General features: G+C 37.0%; 22 protein-coding genes. 5 read left to right on the plus strand and 17 right to left on the minus strand.

What is annotated here, in order from left to right; genetic code table 11:
* Positions 1–93: 93 nt before the first annotated feature.
* The 3 genes from murA to spo0F form a co-directional block, all read right to left on the minus strand.
* Positions 94–1,383 (minus strand): UDP-N-acetylglucosamine 1-carboxyvinyltransferase, encoded by a 1,290-nt coding sequence (gene murA / locus AC0ONG_RS25425; protein WP_000413248.1) that lies wholly within the window; start codon positions 1,381–1,383, stop codon positions 94–96.
* Between the two features lie 481 nt (positions 1,384–1,864).
* Complete coding sequence (locus tag AC0ONG_RS25430; protein WP_001131856.1) at positions 1,865–2,722, minus strand: class II fructose-bisphosphate aldolase; 858 nt, start codon at positions 2,720–2,722, stop codon at positions 1,865–1,867.
* 210 nt (positions 2,723–2,932) lie between these two features.
* On the minus strand, positions 2,933–3,301 hold the full coding sequence (spo0F, locus tag AC0ONG_RS25435) for a sporulation initiation phosphotransferase Spo0F (protein WP_000398594.1): 369 nt from the start codon (positions 3,299–3,301) through the stop codon (positions 2,933–2,935).
* Positions 3,302–3,502: 201 nt separating this feature from the next.
* Between spo0F and AC0ONG_RS25440 the strand changes: the two genes are divergently transcribed.
* Positions 3,503–4,027: a DUF2529 domain-containing protein gene (locus AC0ONG_RS25440; protein ID WP_000912391.1), complete on the plus strand. Its 525-nt coding sequence runs from the start codon at positions 3,503–3,505 to the stop codon at positions 4,025–4,027.
* Positions 4,028–4,067: 40 nt separating this feature from the next.
* Here the strand turns inward: AC0ONG_RS25440 and pyrG are convergent, their stop codons facing one another.
* The 8 genes from pyrG to AC0ONG_RS25480 all read right to left on the minus strand — a co-directional run bounded on the left by pyrG (position 4,068) and on the right by AC0ONG_RS25480 (position 13,988).
* Entirely contained in the window at positions 4,068–5,675 is a 1,608-nt protein-coding gene (pyrG, locus tag AC0ONG_RS25445) for a CTP synthase (RefSeq protein ID WP_000170448.1), read from the minus strand.
* A 257-nt stretch (positions 5,676–5,932) separates the two neighbouring features.
* Positions 5,933–6,466, minus strand: a complete 534-nt coding sequence (gene rpoE, locus AC0ONG_RS25450) for a DNA-directed RNA polymerase subunit delta (protein WP_001009774.1) — start codon at positions 6,464–6,466, stop codon at positions 5,933–5,935.
* Positions 6,467–6,621: 155 nt separating this feature from the next.
* Positions 6,622–7,251 carry a TetR/AcrR family transcriptional regulator gene (locus AC0ONG_RS25455; protein WP_000238594.1) on the minus strand — a complete coding sequence of 210 codons (630 nt, stop codon included), beginning with the start codon at positions 7,249–7,251 and terminating at the stop codon, positions 6,622–6,624.
* Positions 7,252–7,317: 66 nt separating this feature from the next.
* Positions 7,318–8,457, minus strand: a complete 1,140-nt coding sequence (gene acdA, locus AC0ONG_RS25460) for an acyl-CoA dehydrogenase AcdA (RefSeq protein ID WP_000545547.1) — start codon at positions 8,455–8,457, stop codon at positions 7,318–7,320.
* A 21-nt stretch (positions 8,458–8,478) separates the two neighbouring features.
* Positions 8,479–9,609 carry an acyl-CoA dehydrogenase gene (locus AC0ONG_RS25465; protein ID WP_074790964.1) on the minus strand — a complete coding sequence of 377 codons (1,131 nt, stop codon included), beginning with the start codon at positions 9,607–9,609 and terminating at the stop codon, positions 8,479–8,481.
* Between the two features lie 73 nt (positions 9,610–9,682).
* Positions 9,683–10,534 carry a 3-hydroxybutyryl-CoA dehydrogenase gene (locus tag AC0ONG_RS25470; RefSeq protein WP_074790967.1) on the minus strand — a complete coding sequence of 284 codons (852 nt, stop codon included), beginning with the start codon at positions 10,532–10,534 and terminating at the stop codon, positions 9,683–9,685.
* A gap of 49 nt (positions 10,535–10,583) precedes the next feature.
* Positions 10,584–11,867, minus strand: coding sequence for an acetyl-CoA C-acetyltransferase (locus AC0ONG_RS25475; protein WP_002083553.1), 1,284 nt, complete (start codon positions 11,865–11,867; stop codon positions 10,584–10,586).
* A 9-nt stretch (positions 11,868–11,876) separates the two neighbouring features.
* Positions 11,877–13,988, minus strand: coding sequence for a (Fe-S)-binding protein (locus tag AC0ONG_RS25480; RefSeq protein WP_074790970.1), 2,112 nt, complete (start codon positions 13,986–13,988; stop codon positions 11,877–11,879).
* 597 nt (positions 13,989–14,585) lie between these two features.
* Here AC0ONG_RS25480 and cls point away from each other — a divergent pair.
* The 3 genes from cls (at position 14,586) to AC0ONG_RS25495 (ending at position 19,567) form a co-directional block, all read left to right on the plus strand.
* Positions 14,586–15,779 (plus strand): cardiolipin synthase, encoded by a 1,194-nt coding sequence (gene cls, locus AC0ONG_RS25485; RefSeq protein ID WP_000966425.1) that lies wholly within the window; start codon positions 14,586–14,588, stop codon positions 15,777–15,779.
* Between the two features lie 32 nt (positions 15,780–15,811).
* The gene (gene uvsE, locus AC0ONG_RS25490; protein ID WP_002083552.1) at positions 15,812–16,765 is read left to right on the plus strand and encodes a UV DNA damage repair endonuclease UvsE; all 954 of its coding nucleotides are present in this window, start codon (positions 15,812–15,814) and stop codon (positions 16,763–16,765) included.
* 123 nt (positions 16,766–16,888) lie between these two features.
* On the plus strand, positions 16,889–19,567 hold the full coding sequence (locus AC0ONG_RS25495) for a DUF4084 domain-containing protein (RefSeq protein WP_074791134.1): 2,679 nt from the start codon (positions 16,889–16,891) through the stop codon (positions 19,565–19,567).
* A gap of 16 nt (positions 19,568–19,583) precedes the next feature.
* On the opposite strand, the gene AC0ONG_RS25500 is transcribed toward AC0ONG_RS25495, so the two are convergent.
* Both AC0ONG_RS25500 and AC0ONG_RS25505 read right to left on the minus strand, forming a co-directional pair.
* A complete protein-coding gene (locus tag AC0ONG_RS25500; RefSeq protein ID WP_000734733.1) occupies positions 19,584–19,730 on the minus strand; it encodes a quorum-sensing peptide PapR in 147 nt (48 codons plus the stop codon).
* Between the two features lie 88 nt (positions 19,731–19,818).
* Positions 19,819–20,676, minus strand: coding sequence for a helix-turn-helix domain-containing protein (locus tag AC0ONG_RS25505; RefSeq protein WP_001147494.1), 858 nt, complete (start codon positions 20,674–20,676; stop codon positions 19,819–19,821).
* Between the two features lie 168 nt (positions 20,677–20,844).
* Here AC0ONG_RS25505 and AC0ONG_RS25510 point away from each other — a divergent pair, with 168 nt between their 5' ends.
* Positions 20,845–22,596, plus strand: a complete 1,752-nt coding sequence (locus AC0ONG_RS25510) for a M4 family metallopeptidase (protein WP_001109525.1) — start codon at positions 20,845–20,847, stop codon at positions 22,594–22,596.
* 37 nt (positions 22,597–22,633) lie between these two features.
* On the opposite strand, the gene AC0ONG_RS25515 is transcribed toward AC0ONG_RS25510, so the two are convergent.
* The 4 genes from AC0ONG_RS25515 to AC0ONG_RS25530 are packed head-to-tail and all read right to left on the minus strand — an operon-like array spanning position 22,634 to position 25,997.
* On the minus strand, positions 22,634–23,236 hold the full coding sequence (locus AC0ONG_RS25515; RefSeq protein ID WP_074791139.1) for a response regulator transcription factor: 603 nt from the start codon (positions 23,234–23,236) through the stop codon (positions 22,634–22,636).
* Positions 23,233–24,363 carry a sensor histidine kinase gene (locus AC0ONG_RS25520; protein WP_000570631.1) on the minus strand — a complete coding sequence of 377 codons (1,131 nt, stop codon included), beginning with the start codon at positions 24,361–24,363 and terminating at the stop codon, positions 23,233–23,235. Before AC0ONG_RS25520 ends, AC0ONG_RS25515 begins: the two co-directional genes overlap by 4 nt.
* A complete protein-coding gene (locus AC0ONG_RS25525; RefSeq protein WP_001202431.1) occupies positions 24,364–25,098 on the minus strand; it encodes an ABC transporter permease in 735 nt (244 codons plus the stop codon).
* Complete coding sequence (locus AC0ONG_RS25530) at positions 25,095–25,997, minus strand: ABC transporter ATP-binding protein (protein ID WP_000411122.1); 903 nt, start codon at positions 25,995–25,997, stop codon at positions 25,095–25,097. Before AC0ONG_RS25530 ends, AC0ONG_RS25525 begins: the two co-directional genes overlap by 4 nt.
* Between the last annotated feature and the right edge of the window lie 108 nt (positions 25,998–26,105).

Below are 26,105 nucleotides of genomic sequence, written 5' to 3' on the forward strand. Positions count from 1 at the left end.
TTATATTTCTGCCGTATTTTGTGAACCGTGTTTTTCTATAAAGTGTACTTCCGCAAGTAGTGATGCTTCGCTTCCCCCTTGCGGAAGTATCACTTATGCGTTCTTCATCTCTTCAATTTCTTGTTTTGTCATTTGTTCTCGCCAAATGTTTGCTCCAAGCCCTTTAAGCTTGTCCACTATATTCTCATAACCTCGATCAATATGCTCAAGTCCTGTTACTTCTGTAATTCCATCTGCCATTAACCCTGCAATAACAAGTGCCGCTCCCGCTCGTAAATCACTCGCCTTCACTTTTGCACCTTGCAGTAACACAGGACCAGTTACAATTGCCGAACGACCTTCTACTTTAATTTGAGCATTCATACGACGTAATTCATCAATGTGTTTGAAACGGGCACCGTAAATTGTATCTGTTACAACTCCCGTCCCGTGCGCTTTTGTTAAAAGCGTCGTAAACGGCTGTTGTAAATCTGTTGGAAAACCTGGATATACAAGCGTTTTGATATCAACTACTTTTAACTTTCTATTACCGTTCACCGTAATTTGATCATCGTTCGTTTCAACTTGAACACCAGCTTCTCTTAGCTTTGCAGTAACTGATTCTAAGTGCTGAGGAATAACGTTATCAACCGTTACTTCTCCTCCTGATGCAGCTCCTAGAATCATATACGTACCAGCTTCGATACGATCTGGGATGATAGTATGGTGACAACCATGTAAAGAGTCCACACCATCTATTCGGATTACATCTGTACCAGCACCTTTAATACGTGCTCCCATGCTTGTTAACAATGTAGCTACATCAATAATCTCGGGCTCTTTCGCTGCATTTTCAATAACAGTTCTACCTTTCGCTCGTACAGCTGCTAGCATAATATTAATCGTAGCTCCCACACTAACAACATCTAAATAAATACGTGCTCCATGTAGTTCATCTGCCCTTAAATAGATGGCACCTTGTTCATTTGTAACATGTGCACCCAGCGCTTCAAACCCTTTAATATGCTGATCAATTGGCCTCGGTCCTAAATGACATCCACCCGGAAGCCCAATAACAGCTTTTTTAAAACGGCCAAGCATCGCACCCATTAAATAATAAGAAGCGCGCAACTTTTTCACTTTTCCATTTGGCAAAGGCATTGCAACCATGTTAGAAGGATCGACTACCATCTCTTCCTCCTGTCCATAAGTTACTTTCCCTCCAATTTCCTCTAGTAAGTCTCCTAACATTTTCACGTCCGAAATATTAGGGACACCACCAATAGTTACTGGAGTATCTGCTAAAATTGTCGCTGGAATTAATGCAACGGCACTGTTCTTTGCACCGCTTACTCGAATTGTTCCATTTAAAGCTCTTCCGCCTTCAATTAGCAATTTTTCCATATTGAGCTCCCTTCTTGTGAATGTATTTACTTTCTATATTTTTATAGAAAGCTCCCCTTAAGAATCTCAATTACTCTTTCCATCCCAAAACTCAATAAAGTGAAACTTTAATTAGTCGGGGGTGTTTATCCCCCACTGGTTATTAGTTGAACCAATCGGGCTTTTACGGGCAGTTGACCCCCACCTAACTTCTTTGCTTCCACTAAATTTTGAGGTGGGGGTCTTACTGCCCTTTAATGCGGGATAAATAGGAAACCATTATCTTCATTTCTCCTGTAGCACGAATAGATAAAGATCAACTATTCATCGAATTCACTTTATCAATTTAGATACGTTATCACATTTATTAATAGGACTATGCACATTATTTTCTATTTAAAAACCAAAAATGATAAAATCTTTCGACTTGTTCACGCTTTCATTATACAACGAAAGGAAACCGTCTAAAAGACTAGACGGTTTCCAAAACGGAATTTTATTCTTACGCTTTACCGTTAGAACCGAACTCACGCATTTTACCAGCAACAGTTGCTTTAATAGCGTCGCGGCCAGGTCCGATAAATTTACGAGGGTCGTAAACTTCTTGGTCTTTGTTTAATACTTCACGAACAGCTTTTGTAAACTCGATTTGGTTCTCAGTGTTTACGTTGATTTTTGAAGTACCTAAAGAGATAGCTTTTACGATATCAGCAGTTGGGATACCAGTACCACCGTGTAATACTAAAGGTACGCCAGTGAAGTCACGAACTTGTTCCATTTCAGCGAATCCTAAGTTAGGCTCACCTTTGTAAGGACCGTGTACAGAACCTAAAGCTGGAGCTAGGCAATCGATACCTGTTGCTTCAACAAGGTGCTTACACTCTGCTGGATCAGCGTAAATTACGCCTTCAGCGATTACGTCGTCTTCTTGTCCGCCAACTGTTCCAAGCTCAGCTTCAACAGATACGTTACGAGCGTGTGCGTATTCTACTACTTGTTTAGTAGTTTCAACGTTTTCTTCGAATGGGTGGTGAGAAGCGTCGATCATTACAGATGTGAAACCTGCATCAATTGCTTCTTTACATTTTTCGAAGCTTGAACCATGGTCAAGGTGAATCGCTACAGGAACAGTGATGTTCATTTCTTCGATTAAAGCTTTAACCATAGCTACAACTGTTTTGAAACCAGTCATATGACGAGCTGCACCCTCAGATACACCTAGGATTACAGGAGATTTTTCTTCTTCCGCAGCAGCTAAGATAGCTTGAGTCCACTCTAAGTTGTTCATGTTGAATTGACCAACTGCGTATTTTCCTTCTAGTGCTTTGTTTAGCATTTCTTTCATAGAAACTAAAGGCATGGTGAATCCTCCTAAAAAACGTTTTTTGTATCCGATAAGTTCTTATCGCTGGTAGTATGACCAGAATAAGGTAAAATATGTATATCTACATACCGGACTTTTTTCTACACTCAATAGGATAACAACTTGTACTCAAAAACTCAACCGTATTCACCTGCACAATAGTCCATGTAAACGCTTTTTTCCATATTTTTTATAAAAAATTCATTTTTACGCCTCTACAGCGAGCTCATTTCTCACAGCTTGACGAATTTCATCAATATCAAATGGTTTAGCAAAATGCATTAAAGCACCTAAATCTTTTGCTTCTTGGATCATATCAAGCTCTCCATAAGCAGTCATTAAAATGACTTTAATACTCTCATCAATTTCTTTTACATGCTTTAAAATCTCTATACCATCCATGCCTGGAATTTTCATATCTAATACTACTAAATCCGGATTATCTTTTTTCACGATATCTAAAGCTTGAAATCCATTCGCTGCTTGGAATGTCTGATAACCTTCTTTTTGGAACACTTCATGTAATAACACACGAATCCCATATTGATCATCAACGATTAAAATTTTACCTTCCATAATTCCCAACCTTTCTGTGTAAGTACAAGATTTAAAGCTTCTTATATCTTAACGATTTATTTTCGCTATTCTTTGGCAAATTCCTTCCTATTCTTTCTTATTTTACCGTTTCCTATTTTGTTATGCTACCCTACGATTTCACCTTTCTAAAAAAATAAACTATAATGAAAGCCGGCAAACACGTACGAAGGGAGTAACATTATGTTAAAAATTTTTTCAACTCAATTAAGTGGTTATTTCTCCAGAGTTTCTCAAAAAGAAGAAATGAATATAGAAGATAGCGCTCGTTTACTTGCTCAAGCACTAATTGGCGATGGTTTCATTTATTTATATGGTACAAATGAAATGGATGGTGTTGTTACCGAAGCACTATTCGGTGCTGAACCAATGAAGCAAGCAAAACGCTTATTTGAAAATGGTAAAGAAGCAGAAGTAACCTCTGCGGATCGTGTACTTCTTATTAGCCGTTTTTCAACAGATGAAGCAGTTGTAGAAATTGCAAAAAAACTACAAGAAGAGGGACACTCTATTGTCGGCATTTCTGCTCTTCAAGAAGGTACGAAATCACTGGAACAATATACAGACGTACATATTGATACAAAACTGTTAAAAGGCCTTATTCCAGACGATGAAGGTAATCGCTACGGGTTCCCAAGCTTAATAGTAGCTTTATTTGCTTATCACGGAATCAAATTTACAATCGATGAAATGTTAAACGAATATTAAAAAAAAGCGCCGTCACTTTAAAGTGACGGCGCTTTTTTTATTACTTGCTCTCTTTATTCGTAATAGAAGCTCTTACGAAGTCATGGAACAATGGTTGTGGACGGTTTGGACGAGAAACAAGTTCTGGGTGGAACTGTGCTGCTACGAACCAAGGGTGGTCTTTTAATTCAATGATTTCAACTAGACGACCGTCTGGGCTTGTACCAGAGAATACGAATCCTTCTTTTTCCATATCCGGACGGAACTGGTTGTTGAACTCATAACGATGACGATGACGCTCATATACAACCGGCTCATTATAAGCATTGTAAGCATTTGTTTCTTCAGAAAGCTTACATGGGTATAGACCAAGACGAAGTGTACCACCTAGGTCCTCTACATCTTTTTGTTCTGGTAATAGGTCAATGATTGCGTATGGTGTATCAGGGTTAATTTCAGAAGAGTTAGCACCTTCTAAACCTAATACATTACGTGCGAATTCGATTGATGCAAGTTGCATACCTAAGCAAATTCCTAAGAATGGAACTTTGTTTTCACGAGCATATTGAATCGCAACGATTTTACCTTCTACACCACGATCGCCGAAGCCACCTGGTACAAGGATACCATCTGTGTCTCCTACTAATTCTTGTACATTTTCTGCTGTTACGTGCTCAGCATTTACCCATTTTACTTCTACATCTGTATCGAATGAGTAACCAGCATGACGAAGTGCTTCTACAACAGAAATATATGCATCTTGAAGTTCTACATATTTACCAACAAGAGCGATTTTTGTTTTCTTAGAAAGGTTACGTACCTTGTTAACTAGCGCAGTCCACTCTGTCATATCTGCAGCTGGATTGTCTAATTTTAAGTGATCACAAACGATTTGGTCCATGTTTTGTTCTTGAAGAGATAATGGAACCGCATATAAAGTATCTGCATCGCGAGCTTCGATAACTGCTTTTGTATCGATGTCACAGAATAATGCAAGCTTGTCTTTCATATCTTGAGAAACAGGAAGTTCTGTACGAACAACGATAATATTTGGTTGAATACCTAAGCTACGAAGTTCTTTAACACTATGTTGTGTTGGTTTTGTTTTCATTTCACCCGCTGCTTTTAAGTACGGGATTAACGTACAGTGAATGTACATTACATTGTCACGACCGATGTCGCTCTTAATTTGACGGATTGCTTCTAAGAATGGTAGAGACTCGATATCACCAACAGTTCCACCGATTTCTGTAATAACAACATCCGCATTTGTTTCACGGCCAGAACGATATACGCGCTCTTTAATTTCGTTAGTAATGTGAGGAATAACTTGAACTGTTCCTCCTAAATATTCACCGCGACGCTCTTTTTGAAGAACTGAAGAGTAAATTTTACCTGTTGTTACGTTGCTGTATTTGTTTAAGTTAATGTCGATAAAACGCTCATAGTGACCAAGGTCTAAGTCAGTTTCTGCGCCATCATCTGTTACGAATACCTCACCGTGTTGGTATGGGCTCATAGTCCCTGGGTCTACGTTAATGTATGGATCAAACTTTTGAATCGTTACATTTAAACCACGATTTTTTAAAAGTCTTCCAAGAGATGCTGCTGTAATACCTTTTCCTAAAGACGATACTACACCGCCTGTTACAAAAATATACTTAGTCATGAAAAAGCTCCCTTCTATTTTGCTGTTATATAATCACCGTTGCAAAGCGCAACGTATGTAGATAACACTGTATCCATCTTATTGTTAGACTCTTTTTATTTTCTAAACAAAAAACAAAAAAGAAAATTGCTCCCCTCATCACATAAAGTAATAAGTAGGGAGCAATTTTCTTTTATATTTACACTTTAAAAGTATTATCGTCCTTTTTTAAAGAGCCCAAAAATGATTCTACATGGACGATAATGAAAAGTCAAGAACTACAGTTCTTCCTCTTCTTCTTCAGTTTCATCATACTCAAGTTCTTCTTCAGCGAAGTCGTCTTCTTCATCTTCTTCTAAATCATCAAGATCGTCGTCATCTCCGTCTTCTTCTTCAAGAACCTTGTCCAAATCTTCTACATCATCTTCTTCGTCTGCATTTCCGTCTGCATCGTCAAAGTCATCTTCATCTTCTTCAATGTAGTCGTCAAAACCGTCTTCTTCAACTTTACGTTTCTTCTTCGGTTTTGGCTGCGGTAAGATTTCTTCATCAATTTGCTCATATGGGTACCAGCTGCGTAGTCCCCAACGATTTTCTCCTAAATTAATGAAACGTCCATCGATGTTTAAGTCTGTATAAAATTGTGCGAGTTTCGCATTAACTTGCTCTTGAGATAGTCCCAGCACTTGAGCGATTTCTTGAACCAACTCGTTGAATGTCGTTGCTTGTCTTTTATCCCCTAAAACGCTATGTACAACTTCAATCATTGAACATTCTTTTAGCTCTTCTGGTGAATATTGCTTAAAATTCACTTATGCGGCACTTCCTTTCATCAAATATAACCTTATATATAACGGTCTGCTTAAAAAAATCCATACTATTCATTATAAACAAAAGTCGCACAAATATGCTACAAAAAAAACGGGAAACTTTTATATGGTAATAAAATTAATAATTTGTCTGTTCCTTATTTCGGAAGCATATGGGCACCTTGCAACACATACCTAATTTGCATTTCTGTGTATTCTTCAAGCGTATACAGTTTTTGCAGCGCCCAGCGTCTAAACCCCCACATTTGTCCTTGTATAAAAATATTATGTGCAAGAAGCTGTATTTCTTTTTTATTTAATATAAACGTTCCATTTTCCGTACACTGTTCTAAAATATCCTCAAACATTCCTACCATTTGAAACTCTTTTTCTAATACATATGGGAGAGATTCTTTCGGTAAAAAACGTACTTCTTGATACATAATTAATACTTCTTCTTGTAATTCGTCCATCACTTTAAAGTAATTCGTTATCGCTATCTTTAAACTTTCTATACTCCCTTTTTCTGTACATACTACTTCCTCTAATCGTTCTTTTACATGTTCATATATACTATCACAAACTAAATACAAAACATCATCTTTTGTACGAATGTACTCATAAAGTGTCCCTATACTAAATCCCGCCGCTTTTGCAATCTCTCTCGTTGTTGTACGCGGAAATCCTTTTTGTTTAAACAGTTGCACCGCACCTTTAATCATTTGTTCACGTCTTAACGCAACTAATTTTTCATCTTTCACCGATGCATGTACATTATGTTTAACCATTACCTTCACCTCTCTCTATTATTTTTTGGAAGGAAAAAGCGTAGGAAAATACCTACGCTTTCGTTCCTACTTCGTTAACATACGAGAAATTACAAGCCTCTGAATCTCTTGTGTTCCTTCATATATTTGTGTAATCTTTGCATCTCGCATATAACGCTCTACTGGATAATCTTTCGTATAACCGTAACCACCAAATACTTGCACCGCTTCAGTCGTCACCTTCATCGCTGTATCCCCCGCAAATACTTTTGACATCGCTGATTCTTTTCCATACGGAAGCCCTTCTGATTCAAGCCAAGCCGCTTGATATGTTAAAAGGCGTGCCGCTTCTACATCTGTTGCCATATCCGCAAGTTTAAAGCCAATCCCTTGCTGCGCCGCAATTGGCTTTCCAAATTGATGGCGCTCCCTTGCATATTCTACAGAAGCATCTAAAGCCCCTTGTGCAATACCAACAGCTTGCGCCGCAATACCGTTACGACCTCCATCTAATGTTTGCATCGCAACTTTAAATCCTTGCCCCTCTTCTCCAAGTAGATTCTCTACAGGAATACGGCAATCTTCAAACATAATTTCAGTCGTTGGTGAAGAGCGAATCCCTAGCTTGCTCTCCTTCTTCCCAACTGAAAATCCCGGTGTATCACTTTCTACAATAAATGCACTCGTACCGCGCTGCTTCGATTCAGGATTAGTTAGCGCAAAAACAACATAAATATCAGCAATACCGCCATTTGTAATGAAAATTTTTGATCCATTTAAAATATAATGGTCGCCATCTCTCTTTGCGATTGTCTTCATTCCACCAGCATCCGATCCAGATCCTGGCTCCGTTAAGCCGTATGCACCAATTTTCTTCCCTTCAGCCATCGGTCGTAAAAACTTTTGCTTTTGTTCTTCTGTCCCAAATTTAAAAATTGGCCATCCCGCAAGTGAAGTATGTGCAGATAGTGTTACACCTGTTGAAGCACAAACTCGAGATAATTCTTCAATAGCAATTACGTATGCTAAGTAATCGCTTCCAATTCCGCCGTATTCTTCAGGCCACGGAATACCGGTTAAACCAAGCTCTGCCATTTGATCAAATAACTCTCGATCAAATCTCTCTTCCTCATCACGCTCAGCTGCTGTTGGTGCTACTTCATTTTTAGCAAAATCTCGAACCATTTTTCTTATCATTTCATGTTCTTCTGATAGTTTAAAATGCATCTCCGTCTCCCCCTCGCCCTTTTATAAAGCACGGCTAATAACAAGTTTCTGTATTTCACTTGTTCCTTCATATATTTGCGTGATTTTCGCATCACGGAAAAATCGTTCTACTGGATAGTCTTTCGTATAACCGTAACCACCAAATACTTGCACCGCTTCAATCGCGACTTCAACCGCTGTCTTAGAAGCAAATAATTTCGCAATAGATGCTTCTTTACCGCATGGTAATCCTTGCGCCCTAAGAGACGCCGCTCTATATACGAGTAACCTTGCTGCTTCGACACTTGTTGCCATATCTGCAAGCTTGAAGCCAATCCCTTGCTGCGCCGCAATTGGTTTCCCAAATTGCTCTCGTTCTTTTGCATAATCAATCGCACATGCAAGCGCCGCTTCAGCAATTCCTAACGCCTGTGCACCGATTCCAATTCGCCCAACATCTAAATTCGCCATTGCCACCTTGAATCCTTGTCCTTCTTCCCCAAGTAAATTCTCAGCTGGCACTTTCATATCTTCAAAAGTAAGTTGTACCGTACGAGAACCGAGAAGCCCCATCTTATGTTCATCTTTTCCGATGATTAAACCAGGTGTATCTTTCTCTACTATAAATGCAGAAATACCACTTTTTCCTGCATCTGGATTTGTAGAAGCGAATACAATGTACGTACTTGCTTCACCACCATTTGTAATAAACACTTTCGATCCATTAATAATATAATGATCGTCTTTTTTTACAGCTCTTGATTTCAAACTCCCTGCATCCGATCCTGAATTTGGCTCTGTTAAAGCAAATGCGCCTAAATATTCCCCGGTTGCAAGTTTAGAAACATATTTTTTCTTCTGTTCTTCTGTTCCGAAATATAAAATCGGATTCATTCCAACTGACGTATGTACAGCTAAAATTACACCAACTGTTGCACTTACCTTTGAGATTTCCTCAATTGCTAGAATGTAAGAAATAAAATCCATTTCTGCCCCGCCGTATTTTGCAGGCGCTGGAATCCCCATTAATCCAAGATTACCCATCTTTTGTAAAACCTCTTTTGGGAACACCCCTTGTTCCATACTAGGAACAAAGGGAGCTATTTCCTTCTGTGCAAAATCCCGAACCATTTTCCTCATCATTTGCTGCTCTTCATTAAAACGAAAGTTCATATAATCCGCCTCCATTTGCTATATATCCTTTTAACAATTTGGTAAGACCACTATTTTGTAACAAAGGGGGAATTTATTCGTAAACGTAGAATCCACGACCTGTTTTACGACCTAACCATCCTGCATTCACATACTTACGTAATAACGGACATGGGCGATATTTACTATCTCCTAATCCTTCATGCAACACTTCCATAATGTATAAACACGTATCTAAACCGATAAAATCAGCGAGCGTCAAAGGCCCCATCGGATGGTTCATACCCAGCTTCATTACTTCATCAATTGCTTCTTTCGTCGCTACACCTTCATATAACGTATAAATTGCTTCGTTAATCATCGGTAACAAAATGCGGTTTGATACAAAACCTGGGAAATCATTTACTTCAACTGGTACTTTCCCAATTTTTTTCGTAATATCTTCAATTGCTTCATATACCGCATCATCTGTAGCCAAACCACGAATAATCTCAACAAGCTTCATAACTGGAACTGGATTCATAAAGTGCATACCGATTACTTTTTCCGGACGCTTCGTTACCGCTGCAATTTCTGTAATTGGCAGAGATGACGTATTCGTCGCTAAAATTGCGTGTTCTGGAGCAATTTCATCTAGATTCACAAAGATTTTCTTTTTAATATCCATTTTCTCAACAGCTGCTTCAATAATAAGATCCGCTTCTTTCACACAATCTAAATCAAGCGTTACTGTAAGACGATTTAATGTCGCTTCCTTCTCTTCTTCCTTCATGCGTCCTTTTTCTACTTGGCGCGCTAAGTTTTTCGTAATGATAGCCAAACCTCTATCTAATTGCTCTTGTTTTAAATCTTGTACCTTCACGTCATATCCTGCCATTGCACATACTTGTGCAATTCCTGATCCCATTTGCCCTGCACCAATTACAACAATGTTTTGTACACCCATTTTTTCTTCCCCCTTAATTGTTAATAAATTTTATACCCTCGAACTTTAATTAGTGAACTTCAATCATCACTGCGTCCCCTTGACCGCCACCGCTACAAATCGAAGCAATTCCAATTCCGCCGCCGCGCTGCTTAAGCGCATGGATTAGTGTAACGATAATGCGCGCTCCGCTTGCTCCAATTGGATGTCCCATCGCTACTGCGCCGCCATTTACATTCAATTTTTCTGGATCAATTCCTGCGATTTCTGTACTTGCAATTGCTACCGCTGCAAATGCTTCATTAATCTCGAATAAATCGATATCTTCAATTGTCTTGCCTGTTTTTTCAAGCAATGCGTTAATTGCATAACCTGGCGTTCTTGGGAAATCTTTAGATTCCACTGCAATTGCTGTATGCGCCAAAATTGTCGCTAATGGCTTTCTTCCTTCTTGCTTCGCTCTGTCTTCGCTCATTAATACAAGTGCGGCACCACCATCGTTCAAGCCTGGCGCATTACCAGCTGTCACCGCCGCTGTCTTATCAAATACAGGTTTTAACTTTGCTAACTTTTCAATCGTTGTATCTTCACGTGGCGCCTCATCCTTTGCAACGACAATAGAATCGCCTTTTCTTTGCGGGATCGTTACTGGAACGATTTCCTCTTCAAAACGTCCTTCTTTATGCGCTGAAACCGCACGCTGATGGCTACGATATGCCCATTCATCTTGCGCTTCGCGAGAAATTCCATCTTCCTTCGCAACTTCTCCGCCATAAACACCCATGTGTGTACCTGAAAATGCGCATGTTAAACCGTCAGCAACGTTTAAATCAATAACTTCGTTGTTGCCCATTCTGTATCCCCATCTTGCTCCGCGTAAAATGTAAGGACTGTTACTCATCGACTCCATACCACCAGCTACAATCAGTGATTGATCGCCAGTACGAATAATCTGATCCGCTAACGTAACCGCACGAAGGCCTGATGCACAAACTTTATTGACTGTTTCCGTCTGCACTTCCCAAGGGATTCCTGCAGCCCTTGCAGCTTGGCGCGATGGAATTTGTCCCTGTCCACCTTGAATAACCGTTCCAAATATAACTTCTTCAACATCACTAGCTGCAACATTTGCTCTTTCAAGCGCTGCTTTAATTGCAATTCCTCCAAGTTCCGTCGCTTTTACATCTTTTAAAGATCCTCCGAATTTTCCAACTGGTGTTCTTGCAGCACTTAAAATAACTGTTTTACTCATGTTTCTTTCCCCCATTTCATTTTTTAACACTGAGCGCTCGCTCGGTATCCCTACGTTGAGAAGAGGTGCAATCATTGCACCTCTTTCTAAAGTTGTATACATTCTTATAAACTACATCGCTTCTTTTTTCTGTCCGATAACAGATCGTTCTAAAATCTCTGTCACATCAAGAGTTTGAACTTTTTCTTCTACCTCTTTCGCTTTCGTGCCATCACTGATCATCGTTAAGCAATATGGACAACCTGTACCGATAATGGATGGCTGTACAGCTAATGCTTGTTCTGTACGAGCAACGTTAATACGAGAGCCTGTTGTTTCTTCCATCCACATTAAGCCACCACCTGCGCCACAACACATTCCAGTCTCACGGTTACGTGCCATTTCTACAAGATTCACTCCAGGAATCGCTTTCAAAATGTCACGTGGCGCTTCGTACACTTCGTTGTATCTTCCTAAATAACAGGAATCATGGTACGTAACTGTTTCTTCAATAGCATAAACAGGCTTTAAACGCCCTTCTTTCACCCACTGGGCTAACAATTCTGTATGATGATAGACTTCTGCTTGCAAGCCAAATTCCGGATACTCATTTTTAAATGTGTTATAAGCATGAGGATCAATCGTAACGATTTTCTTCACTCCTGCCTTTTCAAATTCTTCGATATTCTTTGTCGCCATCTCTTGGAATACAAATTCATTTCCGAGGCGACGTGGTGTATCTCCAGAATTCTTTTCTTTATTACCGAGAATTGCGAATGAAATGCCTGCTTCGTTCATTAACTTCGCAAATGATATTGCAATCTTCTGACTACGGTTGTCGTATGATCCCATTGAACCAACCCAGAATAAATACTCGAATTCCTCACCAGCTTTTGATTTTTCTTTTACAGTTGGAACTGTTACTTCGTCATCACCTTGGCGCCATGTTTCACGCTCTTTACGGTTCAGACCCCACGGATTTCCTTGACGCTCGATGTTTGTCATCGCGCGTTGTGCTTCCGCGTCCATTTTTCCTTCTGTTAAAACGAGATATCGACGTAAATCAATAATTTTGTCAACATGCTCATTCATAACTGGACATTGATCTTCACAGTTACGACACGTTGTACATGCCCAAATCTCTTCTTCTGTAATAACATCTCCGATTAAACTCGGATCGTAAGCGAGCGTTGTAGCCGCTGATTCTTGTTGTCCTTTTCCAGCTGCCATCATCGCTAACTGATTTCCTTGTGTATTATTGAAGGCAACTACTGGAACCCACGGTGCTTTTGATGTTACCGCAGCCCCTTTATCAGTTAAATGATCGCGAAGTTTTAATATTAAGTCCATCGGCGATAACATTTTCCCTGTGCCTGTTGCTGGACACATATTTGTACAACGGCCACACTCTACACAAGCGTATAAGTCAATAAGTTGATTTTGTCTAAAGTCTTCAATTTTACCAACACCAAATGTTTCTTGTGTTTCATCTTCAAAATCAATCTTTTCAAGCTTCCCTGGATTTGAAATACGACCGAAAAATACATTAGCTGGTCCCGCAATTAAATGCGCATGTTTTGATTGTGGAACATACACTAAAAACGTTAACAAAATTAGTAAATGCACCCACCAAGAGAAATAGAACACTGAAATGGCTACGGTTTCATTTATCCCGCTAAAAACGTAAGCGATTGCAGAAGCAATTGGTTCACTCCATGAAAGCTCCTCGCCATGCCATATAAGTCCCATACCGTTACCAAGTAGCACAGAGATCATTAAACCACCGATAAAGATAAGAACAAGACCTGATTTGAAGTTACGTTTTAAACGAACAAGCTTTTCTACATAACGTCTATGAAAAGCCCAAAATACTGCAATTAAAATAACAAGTGTGACAATTTCCTGGAAGAATGTAAATGCAGGGTATAGTGGTCCAAGTGGAAGATGTGATCCTGGTGCGAGTCCTTTCCAAACGAAGTCAATTGCTCCAAATTGGACAAGAATAAATCCGTAAAAGAACATAACGTGAATGATGCCGCTTTTCTTATCTTTCAGCAGCTTTTTCTGACCGAAAACATTGACCTTAAGAAGATCCCAACGCTCTTTAAAACGACGGTCAAATTCAATTTTTTTTCCTAATTGTATGTAGGCTATTCTCGTCCGTATAAGATATACAAACAAATATCCTGCATAAGCAATAACAGCAATGGCAGCCAGCCAATTAATGATCAGTAAGCTATTCATTTTTATGCTACCCCTCTCTTTGTAAGCCCTCTTTCTTTTTAGAATCTTCAAAAATATATAATTTTCTGAATTATATCCCCTACCCCCATTATATAATGAGTGAGCATTCAGTCAACAGTTTTTTGTTATAGAACAACACATTTTTTCATAAAGCTGTTTATTTCGGTGAAACTATAAAGTGAAACTTTAATCTGTAGGGGTGGTTCATCCCCCACTGATTATTAGTTGAACCAATCGGGCTTTTACGGGCAGTTGATTTCCAAACTAACTTCTACTTATTCATCAGTTTTTGAAGTAGGAAGCTTACTACCCGTTAAAGCGGGATAAAGTGAAACTTTAATCAATAGGGGTGGTTCATCCCCCACTGATTATTAGTTGAACCAATCGGGCTTTTACGGGCAGTTGATTTCCAAACTAATTTCTACTTATTCATCAATTTTTGAAGCAGGAAGCTTACTGCCCGTTAAAGCGGGATAAAGTGAAACTTTAATCAGTGCGACATACTATCCTCTGATGAAATTTATAATAACAACCGTGCTACCCGTATCATTTGTAACACACTGAAGGTGAAAAGAATGCGAAGGAGGGAATTCACTGATGCTCTACTTATCTCTTTTGTTAATATCCGTTGCTCTTTGGATTACAATTGACCTTTCATACGGGAGACTTCTTCATTTAAAGCGGGTAAGCTCTCGCACTTTCCCTTTACGTCAAAGTGATTTTCACCTTTATACATACGGGAAAGATTTGTATGACGCCTTATTTACTGATATAAAACAAGCACAGCACCACATTCATATTTTATTCTTCATTGTAAAAAACGATAAAATCAGTCGTGAATTTTTAAAGTTGCTGATTGATAAGGCTCAGGAAGGAATTGAAGTACGACTTTTACTTGATCGATTTGGCAGCCATTATTTATCAAACGAAGCTATTCGCTCCCTGCGAAAACATGGTGTATCTTTTTCATTTTGTCATAAGATAAAATTTCCTCTACTTTTCTTTTCTGCCAATCAAAGAAATCATAGAAAAATTACAGTGATTGATGGGAAAACTGGCTATATCGGGGGCTTTAATATCGGCGAAGAGTATCTAGGGCATAATGAATATTTAGGATTATGGCGAGACTATCATTTACGTCTTACAGGAGAAGGGGTTCAAGATTTACAAAAGCAATTTTTGCATGACTGGTTTGATGATACGAAACAGAATTTATTGGATGTTTCTCTTTATTTTCCAAAACAAAACCCAGGTACCATAATGCATCAATTTATTCCGACTGATGGTGCTTATTTACAGCATACTTTTTTACATTTAATTAACGGAGCAAAAAAAGAAATCTGTATTGGTACACCATATTTCATTCCTGGAAAAAAAATTATGAATGCCTTATTAAAAGCAAGAGAGAGAGGGGTTCAAATCACAATTCTCGTTCCAGAAAAAGCTGATCACCCTCTCGTTCGAGAAGCAAAATTCCCGTACTGCCGAAAATTAATACAGGCTGGTTGCAATATTTACGCATTTCAACAAGGTTTTTTTCACGCCAAAATTATTATAGTGGATGATGATATTTGTGATATTGGAACAGCAAACTTTGATATGAGAAGTTTATATATTAACCATGAAATAAACTGCCTGTTATACAATAAACATTTCATTCGAACAGTAAAAAATAAATTCCATGAAGATCTAGAGAATGCATCCGTACTTTCCTATAGCGATGTAAACCCACCTTCTCTTATCGATAGAGGAAAAGAATGGATTGGAACAATGCTTGCTTTCTTTTTATAGGAAAGACAATGAATAAAAGAGGTGTATCTCATATGATTATGCGGTTTGGATATGTCTCACATGCAATGGCACTCTGGGACTGTTCTCCTGCCAAAACAATGACGTTTACAAGCTTTAAGAAACTCAGCAAACAAGAGCGAGAAGACAAATTGTACCATGTTATAAGGAAAAATTTAGAGCACACAATACGTATCCTTCATTACAATATAGCGCATGAAATCCCGCTATATCGCCTATCGTCTTCCATCGTCCCACTTGCAACACATCCCGAAGTCGAGTTTGACTATATTGGGGTATTCACACCACTTTGGCGTAAAATAGGGGCTTTAATTAAAGAACACAATTTACGAATAAGTTTTCATCCAAATCAATTTACTTTATTTACAAGTGACAAGCCACATATTACTACTAACGCTATTACGGATATGACTTATCATTATAAAATATTGGATGCTATAGGCATTGCAGATTCTTCTTACATTAATATTCATGTAGGTGGAGCCTATGGAAATAAAGAAAAGGCAATTGAGCGCTTCCATGAAAACATAAAAAAACTTCCTGCACATATAAAAAAACAAATGACCCTTGAAAACGATGATAAAACGTATACAACTTCTGAAACTTTATCAATTTGCCAAAAAGAAAATATCCCATTTGTATTTGATTATCATCATCATATGGCCAATCTTTGCGAGGAACCACTAGAAGAGTTGCTTCCTGCAATTTTTGAAACTTGGTCACATACAAATATCTCTCCTAAAGTTCACATTTCCTCCCCAAGATCGGAAAAAGAATTTAGGGCTCATGCTGAATATATCGATTTAGAGTTTATTAAGCCCTTCTTACACGTTGCAAAAAAAAACAATCATAATTTCGATATTATGATTGAAAGTAAACAAAAAGACTTAGCACTATTCCGATTAATAGATGAACTTTCTGCTATAAGAGGCATTAAAAGAATAAGTGGTGCAATGTTACAGTGGTAAATTGTAACTTTGCACCATTTTTTCAAAAAAGTAATTTTTATAGTAAAAAACATCCTATTTTATATGCTATTATTTAAATTAGTATTCCCCCGAGATTCAACTTTATTGAAACGGAGTCATAATATGATTAATCAAAAAAAGTATGTACAATTTGTCATAATATACATATCTATATTTGCTCTTTGGATACTCTTTATTCCAAATGAGTCGCATATAAAGGAAATTGGGATTCTTTTCTTATTCTGTTTTGCTGCACTTTTTTCTTGCCACTGTTTATATAAAGCTATTAAAAAAATGAAACGCAGTGATAAACTATTTTGGATTTTATTACTATGCACTTGCCTATGTGGATTAGTTATGGAGATAACCCTATTTCTTAGTTCGATTTCCATGCATAATCAATCTATATTTTCATATAAAGCATTACCTTTTTTTATCATACAATATATTTTGCTCTTTGTTGGATTTGCTATAAAGTTTATAAAAAATTACTCTATTAAGGGACTTTCTCAATTCTCATTCGATAGCATCTTTATTATTATTATGAACATTTATTTCACCTTAACTTTTATCTTAGATATTTCAAGCTTCCGCATGTTAACAAAGGACACTTGGGTTTTAATTGGGTATTTTATTGCACAATCATTAGTAATTTACGCCGTTATTAGCCTATATAGAAGAGAACAATATTCTTCTAGTAGAATCGCATTAATTATCGGTTTCACTATTATACTCGTATACGGTTATATTCATCTGTTTCAATTGAATTTTGGGATGAAAACTTCCGCTGAAATTAATTATTTAATACACACTGCTTCTATTTTATTAATTGGACTTTCTTCCATACTATATATTTTGGATAAACCAATGCAGCATGAAACGAAAGCAAAATATTATCGATTCGATTATATACGTTTTATACTACCTTATTTTAGTATAATTATTACTTTTTCTTTTATTATCATTCAACCTTGGGATGATAAATTCATGTTAATCGGCCTCGTGTTATCACTTATTTTGTTATTCTTGCGGCAACTTTACATGTGGAAAGATAATCAAGCACTAATCCATACATATGAACAGTTGACTACACAACTAGAGGGCGAAGTTGAAGAAGGTGCATTTGCATTATCAAAAAGTGAACAACGCTATAAATCTTTATTCGAAGATCATCCCGATGCCGTTTTCTCTTTAAATATGAATGGCATTTTTCAACAATCTAATAAGGCATGCGAAAGCTTATTTACTGCCTATTATTGCGAAGTGGCAAGCTATTCTCTGGTACACTTCATTGATTCAAAAGACCACGAACTACTTAAGAAGGCTTTACAAATTACAAAGGAAGGTAAGCCACAAACGTTAGAAGTTCGTACAAAAGAACAAGAAGGCTATTATTATTATCTCCATATTACACTTATCCCTACTTTTATAAACAAAGAAGTGGTCGGAATGTTTGGGATAGCGCGTGATATTACCACTTTATATGAAAAACAAAAACAAGTAGAACATTTAGCCTTTCACGATGCACTTACTGGATTACCAAATCGCCGAAAGTTCGAAAAAGATTTAAAAGCCATTTTGAATACAGCCCAAACTAACGCAAATGATGTCGCCGTCATGTTCCTTGATTTAGATCGATTTAAAAAAATTAACGATAGACTTGGTCATGACGTCGGAGATTTATTATTAATTGAAGTAGCAAACAGACTACGCGGTTGCTTGCGTTCAAAAGATGTCGTCGCTCGCCAAGGTGGAGATGAGTTTACCATTCTATTACCAGAAATGTACTCAGAAAAAAGTGCAATTTTTATAGCTGAACAGATTTTAACTATTTTAAACAAACCATTCTTCATTCAAGGCGAAGAACTCTCTATTACACCGAGTATCGGAATTGCGATGTATCCTGATTATGGAACTGATGTAAATGAGTTAATGAAAAATGCTGATATGGCTATGTACCGTGCGAAGGCAAATGGAAAAAACAGATTTGTTTTCTTCTCAAAAGAAATGAGTATCGCTCAAAATGAAATTCAATTCTTAGAAGGTGAACTTTCAAAAGCATTACAACAAAATGAATTTTTCCTTGAATACCAACCACAAGTAAGCACAAAAACAAAAGAAATTATCGGTTTTGAAGCATTAATACGTTGGAAGCATCCAAAACTCGGTATCGTATCTCCTGCCCAATTTATTCCTCTAGCAGAGGAAACTGGTTTTATTATTGAACTTGGTAATTGGATTTTACGTACTGCCTGTTTAGAGGCAAAAAGATGGCATAATCAAGGTTTTTCTCACTTAAAAGTTGGTGTGAATTTATCTGTTGTTCAATTTAACCATGCTGATTTAATCCCAACTATTTCAAAGGTGTTAGAAGAAACAGAACTGAAACCAGAAGCACTAGATATTGAAATTACGGAAAGCATCGCAATTAATCAAAATCAATCTGTAGTTGCAAAACTAGAACAGCTTCAAAATCTCGGCATTCAAATTTCAATCGATGACTTTGGAACTGGTTATAGTTCTTTAGCTTATTTAACAAAATATCCAATCAACACATTAAAAATTGCTCGAGAGTTTATTTGTGGAATTACAAATAGTCCTTTAGAAGAAGCAATTGTCTCTTCCATTATTACACTATCAAAAGAACTAAATTTAGAAGTGATTGCAGAAGGTGTAGAAACGGAAGAAGAATGGGAATTTTTACATAGACAAAATTGTGATCACATTCAAGGATTCTTTATTAGCAAACCTGTTTCTAGTAAAGACGTTTGGATGTTACTCCATAAAAAAACAACCGTCTAAATAAGGCGGTTGTTTTTTAAAACTCAAAAGGTAAATCTGCAGCTACTTGTACCTCTTGATCATTATGAGAAATTATTTGACTTTTCTCTAATGTTGTATCACCTAATGAAATACCCCATGCCATTGCTAACGTTAATAAACTACCAATAAGTAATTTTTTCATATTCCATCACCCACATTTTTTACTTTTAATATATCATGAAAATTTATTCACATTGTATGCAATTATGCATATCCACTTTTTAGGTTGTTTATCTGCTGATTTTATTTACGAGCGCTTCTTTATATGCATGCATTTCTAATATATCAAAAAAGAAACTTGCCTTCTTATATGCATCTTCAATCTCTGCCTCTTCATACTCCAACTTCCTTAGGCATTCACCTCTTTGATAATATAGCTGTCCAATTAATGCCATACTATTAATTCGGCATGATATTTCAATCGCTTTATTTACTTGATAAAGTGATTCTTCATATCGACTATCTAAGTATAATGCTTTTGCATGATTATACCTTACCTTCACGTCAAATTCTTCATTATCATGCAATGCCTCTAATTGTTTTAATATTTGTTCAAATAAATCAATACCCTTCTTCAAATAGCCATTTTCAGCATAAATGTTTGCAATTGCGTTTTCAATATAAAGATTCTGATATACATCAATTCCTGTCAATTGTTGATTGAGCAATTTCTTTAATTCTAAAATACAATATTCGTAATCGACTTTTTTCAACACGTAAGCAGCTACATAATATTGCCATTGAAGAAATTGCTGGAATTCAGGATGATATTCTTCCTTTTTCAGCTCATTCCATACTTTATTATAAATTTCTTTATATCTTTTTTGCTTACAAAGCATAATGACTTGATCTTTAAACTGTTTTTTTCTTTCAATATCCGAATAAATGAGTACCTCATAAAAATGAATAATGGGAATTTGTAATTTCGCTGCAATACCTTGCAATATATCCATACTTGGGTATACTGCACCCGATTCAATTCTGCTTACTTCCGATTGATGACATATGTTCTCGGATAACTGTTTTTGTGTTAGTCCTCTTAACACTCTAATTTTTTTAATTTCACTTCCTAATTTCTCTGCTTGCATACTTACTCACCATCCCATTATAACAATCTAATTTTTTAAGTTGTCATACCACTACAATAATGTGCATTCGACAATTTTTGATATGAAATAATGCATAATATATATAAAATTCGGCAAATTTTTCATACAATTCATCTCACATACAATAATAGATTAGGAGTGTTATAGATGAATTATAGAAAACTTGCCAGTGCTTTCGTTACATTCGGTCTTCTTTACCCTTTATCAACAGAAGCTATTCATGCTCAAGAATTAGACAAAAGTGCAGTCAAAGTTGAAATTGCTCAGCCTGGTTTAACAATCGGGAAATTAACACAACCTCAAAATGATACGAAAGAAAATATTGCTAAAAAGTATTTAAAAGGTGAGGTAGATGGGGCTAAAGCTCAACAAGAACAAGTCACTACTGAAAAAAATGTAGATTTCCAACCTACAAATAAAGAAACCAAAGAAAATCAAACCGAAGTTCGCCTTGCACAAACATATAAAAACTATAAAGTATATGGCCAAGATCTCATTGTAAAAGTAGATAAAAATGGAGTGATCACAACTGTTAGTGGTAAAGTTGTTCAAAATTTAAATCAACAACCTAATCTTACTATAACAAATTTTTTGTCGAAAAATGAAGTGAAATCTAAATTACGCGATATAGTTCAAATTCCAAGTGATGCGGTTGAGACAGAATTCTCTAGCGAAACCGTTGTTTATAAGAAAAAAGATGGCTATTATACATTCGCAACTGTTATTACATTTACTTATGAAAACAATGAACAAATTATAAATGGCAATGCTATCGTTGATCTAAAAACTGGTGAAGTACTTTTCCAAGAAAAATTCATTAAAAACAAAGAGAATAAGACTATAAATCAAGTAACATCACCTAGATTATCCACTGCAAGTGAGCAAGGAACTGGGAAAAATGCACTTCAAGAAAACATCTCTTTCAATATTGCCAAAGGAACTGATGGGAAATTTTATTTAGCGGATTTATCACGCGGAAATGGTATTTATATTTATAATGCAAACTACGCCGATTCCCTCGGGGGATATAGTCAAGCTGGTTATCCAGGGACACTAATTTCAAGTAGCACTCCTAATTTTGCAGATAAAGAAGCCGCGGGCGCTATGAAGAACATGAGTGATATTTATGATTACTTTAAGAAAGAACATAATCTAAAAAGTTACGATAATAAAGATTCAAAAGTTGTTGCTAGTGTACACGGTTTTGATTCTACTGAAGTTAGTGATGGTATAAAAGAAGACTATGTAAATGCGTTTTGGCATCCCGCTTGGAACCAAATGGTATTTGGTGATGGTTTAGACGGCAAACTAACATCAGCTCTTGATGTAACAGCTCATGAATTTGGACATGCTGTATTCAGTGGCACGACGAAAAATAAAGTCGTGAGATATCCAAGCGCTGAAACATCTGCACTAAACGAGGGATTAGCGGATTTCTGGGGTACACAAATCGAATATTACGTAAAGAAAGATAAAGGAAACTGGATTATGGGCGATACATTAGGTGGCCTAACAATTCGTGATATCCCAAGGGAAATTGGTGACGGCGGTCATAAATTATATACAAATTTAAAAGATTTCTATAATGATGGTAATAATCAAGAATCACACGTGAATTCTGGTATTATCAGTCACGTATTATATCAATTAGCTGAAGGTAAAACATATAACGGTGTTGCTGTTCAAAAACAAGGCAATGAAAAAGTAAGCAAAGTTGTTATGCGTGCATTGCAAAATTATGCAACTTCCGCTGAAGACTTTGAATCACTTCAATCTCACATCGTACAAGCTGCAAAAGATTTATATGGCACTGCCGTATCAAATGAATTTGCAAAGGCATTTGAAGCACATGGTTACAAGTCGTTACAAAAAGTAAATAAGGTAATAGAAGTACAATAACAAAGAAGAAGTTTACTCCTCTTAGGTAAACTTCTTCTTATATCCAACCCTTTTCTTCCGCAATTGTAATTGCCTCAATTCTATTTTTCGCATCGAGCTTCGTTAATACTTCAGAAATATAATTACGTACTGTACCCGGTGAAAGATAAAGTGCCTTCGCAATTTCGTTTGCCGTCTTTCCTTCTTTCGCAAGCAACAATACTTCCTTTTCGCGATCTGACAACGGATTTTGCTCCTGCCATAGACCGAACATTAACTCTTGGGAGACCTCTCGTTTCCCCTTCATTACATTACGAATTGCTGCTGCTAAATCTTCACTTGGGCTATCTTTTAATAAATAGCCGTGCACGCCAGCTTTCATTGCTCTTTCAAAATATCCTGGCCGTGCAAATGTTGTTAAAATCATAACTTTACATGGTAATTTTTCTTTCTTTAACGCTTCAGCAACATCTAATCCACTTTGAATTGGCATTTCAATATCCATAATACTGATATCCGGTTTTAACGATTCAATTAATTTTAGCGCCTCTTCCCCGTTTGCCGCTTGCCCAATTACTTCGATATCATCTTCTAGATCAAGTAAGGCACCTAATGCACCACGAAGCATCCGTTGATCTTCTGCAATAATAATTCGAATCATGCCCTCACCTCATCTTTTCCTGTTCTAATAACAACTGGAACTTTTACTGTTAACAACGTCCCTGGATTGATTGTACCTAGTTCAACAAATCCATCAATAAGAGCAATTCGTTCTTTCATGCCGCGGATACCATTTCCATCATGATTTTGATCTGTTAAACCAATTCCGTTATCTTCTACTTTCAAAATCAGCTCACCTTGCGATTCTAATACAGAAACTGCACACCGCTTTGCCTTACTATGTTTTACAACATTTGTAACGGCCTCACGTAAACACATCCCGACAATATTTTGTTCAATTGGTGATAACGAGCTCGAGCTTGCTTCTTGCCTCACTTCTAATTCAATATTAGCTGCTTGTAAGATTGCCTTTATTTGCTCTAGCTCTTCTTCTACCGTAATCATACGCATATCAGAAATTAATTCTCTCAGCTGCTTTAAGGCTGTACGAGACGTTTGTGTAATTTCCTTCGCTTCCACACTTGCACGCTCTGGATTTTTCACAATTAACTTCTCTACAAGCTGGCTTTTCAAAGTAATAAGAGATAACGTATGCCCTAATGTGTCATGAAGATCTCTCGCAATCCGCTGCCGTTCTTCACGCTTTACTAAGTCTTTAATTTGCTCGTTTGCTTCATTCAGTTGGTTCTTTAACATCTTTTTCTGATTAAAATTGCGCATACCAAATGGCGTAAGAAGCATTAAAATAAACATCGGAACGATATTTACTAAACTTGTAGTTGTTAGTTGATTCATATTTACAAATAAAAATGCTCCAAGCATTATAACTAACGAACATAACAGCACTCGAAATACTTTCTTATTTGGCGCAAATCCCATCGCACTTGCTGTGAAAAAGCCAAAAAATATCATAAAAGGATTATAAAATAAAGCAAATAAAAAGATGAGTACCATTTGAATACAAGCCCAAAAAACAAACGTTCTCTGAACAAAATAAAGCTGACGGTATGTGACGATAAAAATTATCAACATACCGCTTCCTATTACAAGCTTCCATCCTGATGCCTGCGCTAAGTGATAAATTGGAAATAATAGATAAACAAACCACATATACGGAAAGAACCCCATATGTTTCGGAAAAACCTCAATCCTCTTTTTCTCTATCATTTATACCGCTTCCTGTCTTTTTCTTATATATATTGATACTACAACAAATATAAGGAAATAACCTCCTAATACCGCGATATTTTCCCATCCAATTGATTTTCCAGCTACAATATCCCACGCACCACTTCCGAAATGGTATGTCGGTGTCCACTCACCAATCGTTCTTAATATTTTGGGGAATACTTCAATCGGCATCCATAACCCGCCAACTATAGCTAAACTCATATTTAAAATATTTGCTAAGCCAGCAGCTGCGTCCGCCTTCTTAATGGAACCTATTACTGTTCCTAATGCTAAAAATGGTGTTACCCCTAACAATAACCATAGCCCCGCACCAATCCATTGCCCTACCGTTAACTCAACATGATTAATTAGTATCCCTGCAATAAAGATAACTAATATTGAAAAAGCATTTACTACTGTTTGAGCGATAATTTTTGCTGTTAAATATGCTCCCTCTGGAAGCGGTGTAATTTTTAGAAGATGTGTCCACCCTTGCCCTCTTTCCTGAGAAAGTCTCACACCGAAACTAAAGAGTGCAGTCCCTACAATGCTGAAAGTTGCCATCGAAATTAAATAGTGTGCCTTCCACGCATCTCCGTTTTGTGGTACTTGAACAACATTTGTAAAAATGTAGTAAAACATAACAGGCATTAATAATGAGAAAAAAATAAATAATTTATTGCGGAATGTACGTAAAATTTCTATTTTGCATTGCATCCATAACGCTCTCATGCGATTTCCCCCTTCTGATTTGCGACAAACTGTTCAAATGCCTCATCAAGGCTTCCACGTTCAACTGAAACATCTGTTACAGGTAAACTCCTTTGATAAATGGCTTTTAAAGTTGCATCCGTATCCTCCGTTGTTAAAATGAAGCGTCCTTCGTTTGACTTTACTTCTGTTACATTTGGTAATTCCTTTAGTAATTTTGTAGGAATGCTTTCCTTCGAATAAAACGTGATTGTTTTTCTCGAAATCGTTGCTTTCATTTCGTCTGGTGTACCATCTGCGATAATCTTTCCGTTCGCAAATAATAAGATACGATTTGCTAAAGCATCTGCTTCTTCTAAATAATGCGTCGTTAAAATAATCGTTTTCCCTTCACTTGCTAACTTTCGAATCGTTTCCCAAAACGTTCTTCGAGACGTAATATCCATTCCGACTGTCGGCTCATCTAAAAATAACAAATCCGGATTTCCCGCAAGTGCAAGCGCAAAGTTTAACCTTCTTTTTTGCCCACCTGATAATTTCTCACATCTTTGCTTTCGCTCTGATTCTAAATTTGATAACTGCAGTAACGTTTCTTTCGCTACAGGATTCTTATAATAACTGCGGAATAGCTCTATTGCCTCTTCCACTGTAATGCTATCAATCACACTTACTTCTTGTAACATTGCCCCAAGATTATTACGAACGCCTCTCTGCTTTGGACTCTTTCCAAATATAGAAACCGTACCTTCTGTAGGATCTTTTAATCCAAGCATCATCGAAATTATCGTCGTCTTCCCCGCACCATTTGGTCCAAGTAATGCTACTATTTCTCCTTTATCCACGTGAAATGAAACATTATTTACTGCGTTTTTATGTTTAAATGTTTTAGAAACACCATTTACTTCAATAATCTTTTCCATCTCTCCACCCCCACTGTTTCTTATATTTACATTGTATTACCTGGAAAACTTAGGAAACAGTATGATACGTCATGACATCGATATGACAATTGTCATATATTCCTTGTG

This window comes from Bacillus sp. TCT6, from assembly GCF_056033845.1.

What these genes read in the sequence shown, in the direction of transcription:
- AC0ONG_RS25530 (WP_000411122.1), bottom strand. Translation starts at nt 25,997, where the DNA reads ATGGAAAAGATTATTGAAGTAAATGGTGTTTCTAAAACATTTAAACAT.
- AC0ONG_RS25495 (WP_074791134.1), top strand. Translation starts at nt 16,889, where the DNA reads ATGATTAATCAAAAAAAGTATGTACAATTTGTCATAATATACATATCT.
- acdA (WP_000545547.1), bottom strand. Translation starts at nt 8,457, where the DNA reads ATGCATTTTAAACTATCAGAAGAACATGAAATGATAAGAAAAATGGTT.
- AC0ONG_RS25500 (WP_000734733.1), bottom strand. Translation starts at nt 19,730, where the DNA reads ATGAAAAAATTACTTATTGGTAGTTTATTAACGTTAGCAATGGCATGG.
- murA (WP_000413248.1), bottom strand. Translation starts at nt 1,383, where the DNA reads ATGGAAAAATTGCTAATTGAAGGCGGAAGAGCTTTAAATGGAACAATT.
- AC0ONG_RS25515 (WP_074791139.1), bottom strand. Translation starts at nt 23,236, where the DNA reads ATGATTCGAATTATTATTGCAGAAGATCAACGGATGCTTCGTGGTGCA.
- cls (WP_000966425.1), top strand. Translation starts at nt 14,586, where the DNA reads ATGCTCTACTTATCTCTTTTGTTAATATCCGTTGCTCTTTGGATTACA.
- AC0ONG_RS25510 (WP_001109525.1), top strand. Translation starts at nt 20,845, where the DNA reads ATGAATTATAGAAAACTTGCCAGTGCTTTCGTTACATTCGGTCTTCTT.
- AC0ONG_RS25470 (WP_074790967.1), bottom strand. Translation starts at nt 10,534, where the DNA reads ATGGGTGTACAAAACATTGTTGTAATTGGTGCAGGGCAAATGGGATCA.
- AC0ONG_RS25440 (WP_000912391.1), top strand. Translation starts at nt 3,503, where the DNA reads ATGTTAAAAATTTTTTCAACTCAATTAAGTGGTTATTTCTCCAGAGTT.
- pyrG (WP_000170448.1), bottom strand. Translation starts at nt 5,675, where the DNA reads ATGACTAAGTATATTTTTGTAACAGGCGGTGTAGTATCGTCTTTAGGA.
- AC0ONG_RS25475 (WP_002083553.1), bottom strand. Translation starts at nt 11,867, where the DNA reads ATGTATACAACTTTAGAAAGAGGTGCAATGATTGCACCTCTTCTCAAC.
- uvsE (WP_002083552.1), top strand. Translation starts at nt 15,812, where the DNA reads ATGATTATGCGGTTTGGATATGTCTCACATGCAATGGCACTCTGGGAC.
- AC0ONG_RS25455 (WP_000238594.1), bottom strand. Translation starts at nt 7,251, where the DNA reads ATGGTTAAACATAATGTACATGCATCGGTGAAAGATGAAAAATTAGTT.
- AC0ONG_RS25430 (WP_001131856.1), bottom strand. Translation starts at nt 2,722, where the DNA reads ATGCCTTTAGTTTCTATGAAAGAAATGCTAAACAAAGCACTAGAAGGA.
- AC0ONG_RS25505 (WP_001147494.1), bottom strand. Translation starts at nt 20,676, where the DNA reads ATGCAAGCAGAGAAATTAGGAAGTGAAATTAAAAAAATTAGAGTGTTA.
- AC0ONG_RS25520 (WP_000570631.1), bottom strand. Translation starts at nt 24,363, where the DNA reads ATGATAGAGAAAAAGAGGATTGAGGTTTTTCCGAAACATATGGGGTTC.
- AC0ONG_RS25465 (WP_074790964.1), bottom strand. Translation starts at nt 9,609, where the DNA reads ATGAACTTTCGTTTTAATGAAGAGCAGCAAATGATGAGGAAAATGGTT.
- AC0ONG_RS25525 (WP_001202431.1), bottom strand. Translation starts at nt 25,098, where the DNA reads ATGAGAGCGTTATGGATGCAATGCAAAATAGAAATTTTACGTACATTC.
- spo0F (WP_000398594.1), bottom strand. Translation starts at nt 3,301, where the DNA reads ATGGAAGGTAAAATTTTAATCGTTGATGATCAATATGGGATTCGTGTG.
- AC0ONG_RS25480 (WP_074790970.1), bottom strand. Translation starts at nt 13,988, where the DNA reads ATGAATAGCTTACTGATCATTAATTGGCTGGCTGCCATTGCTGTTATT.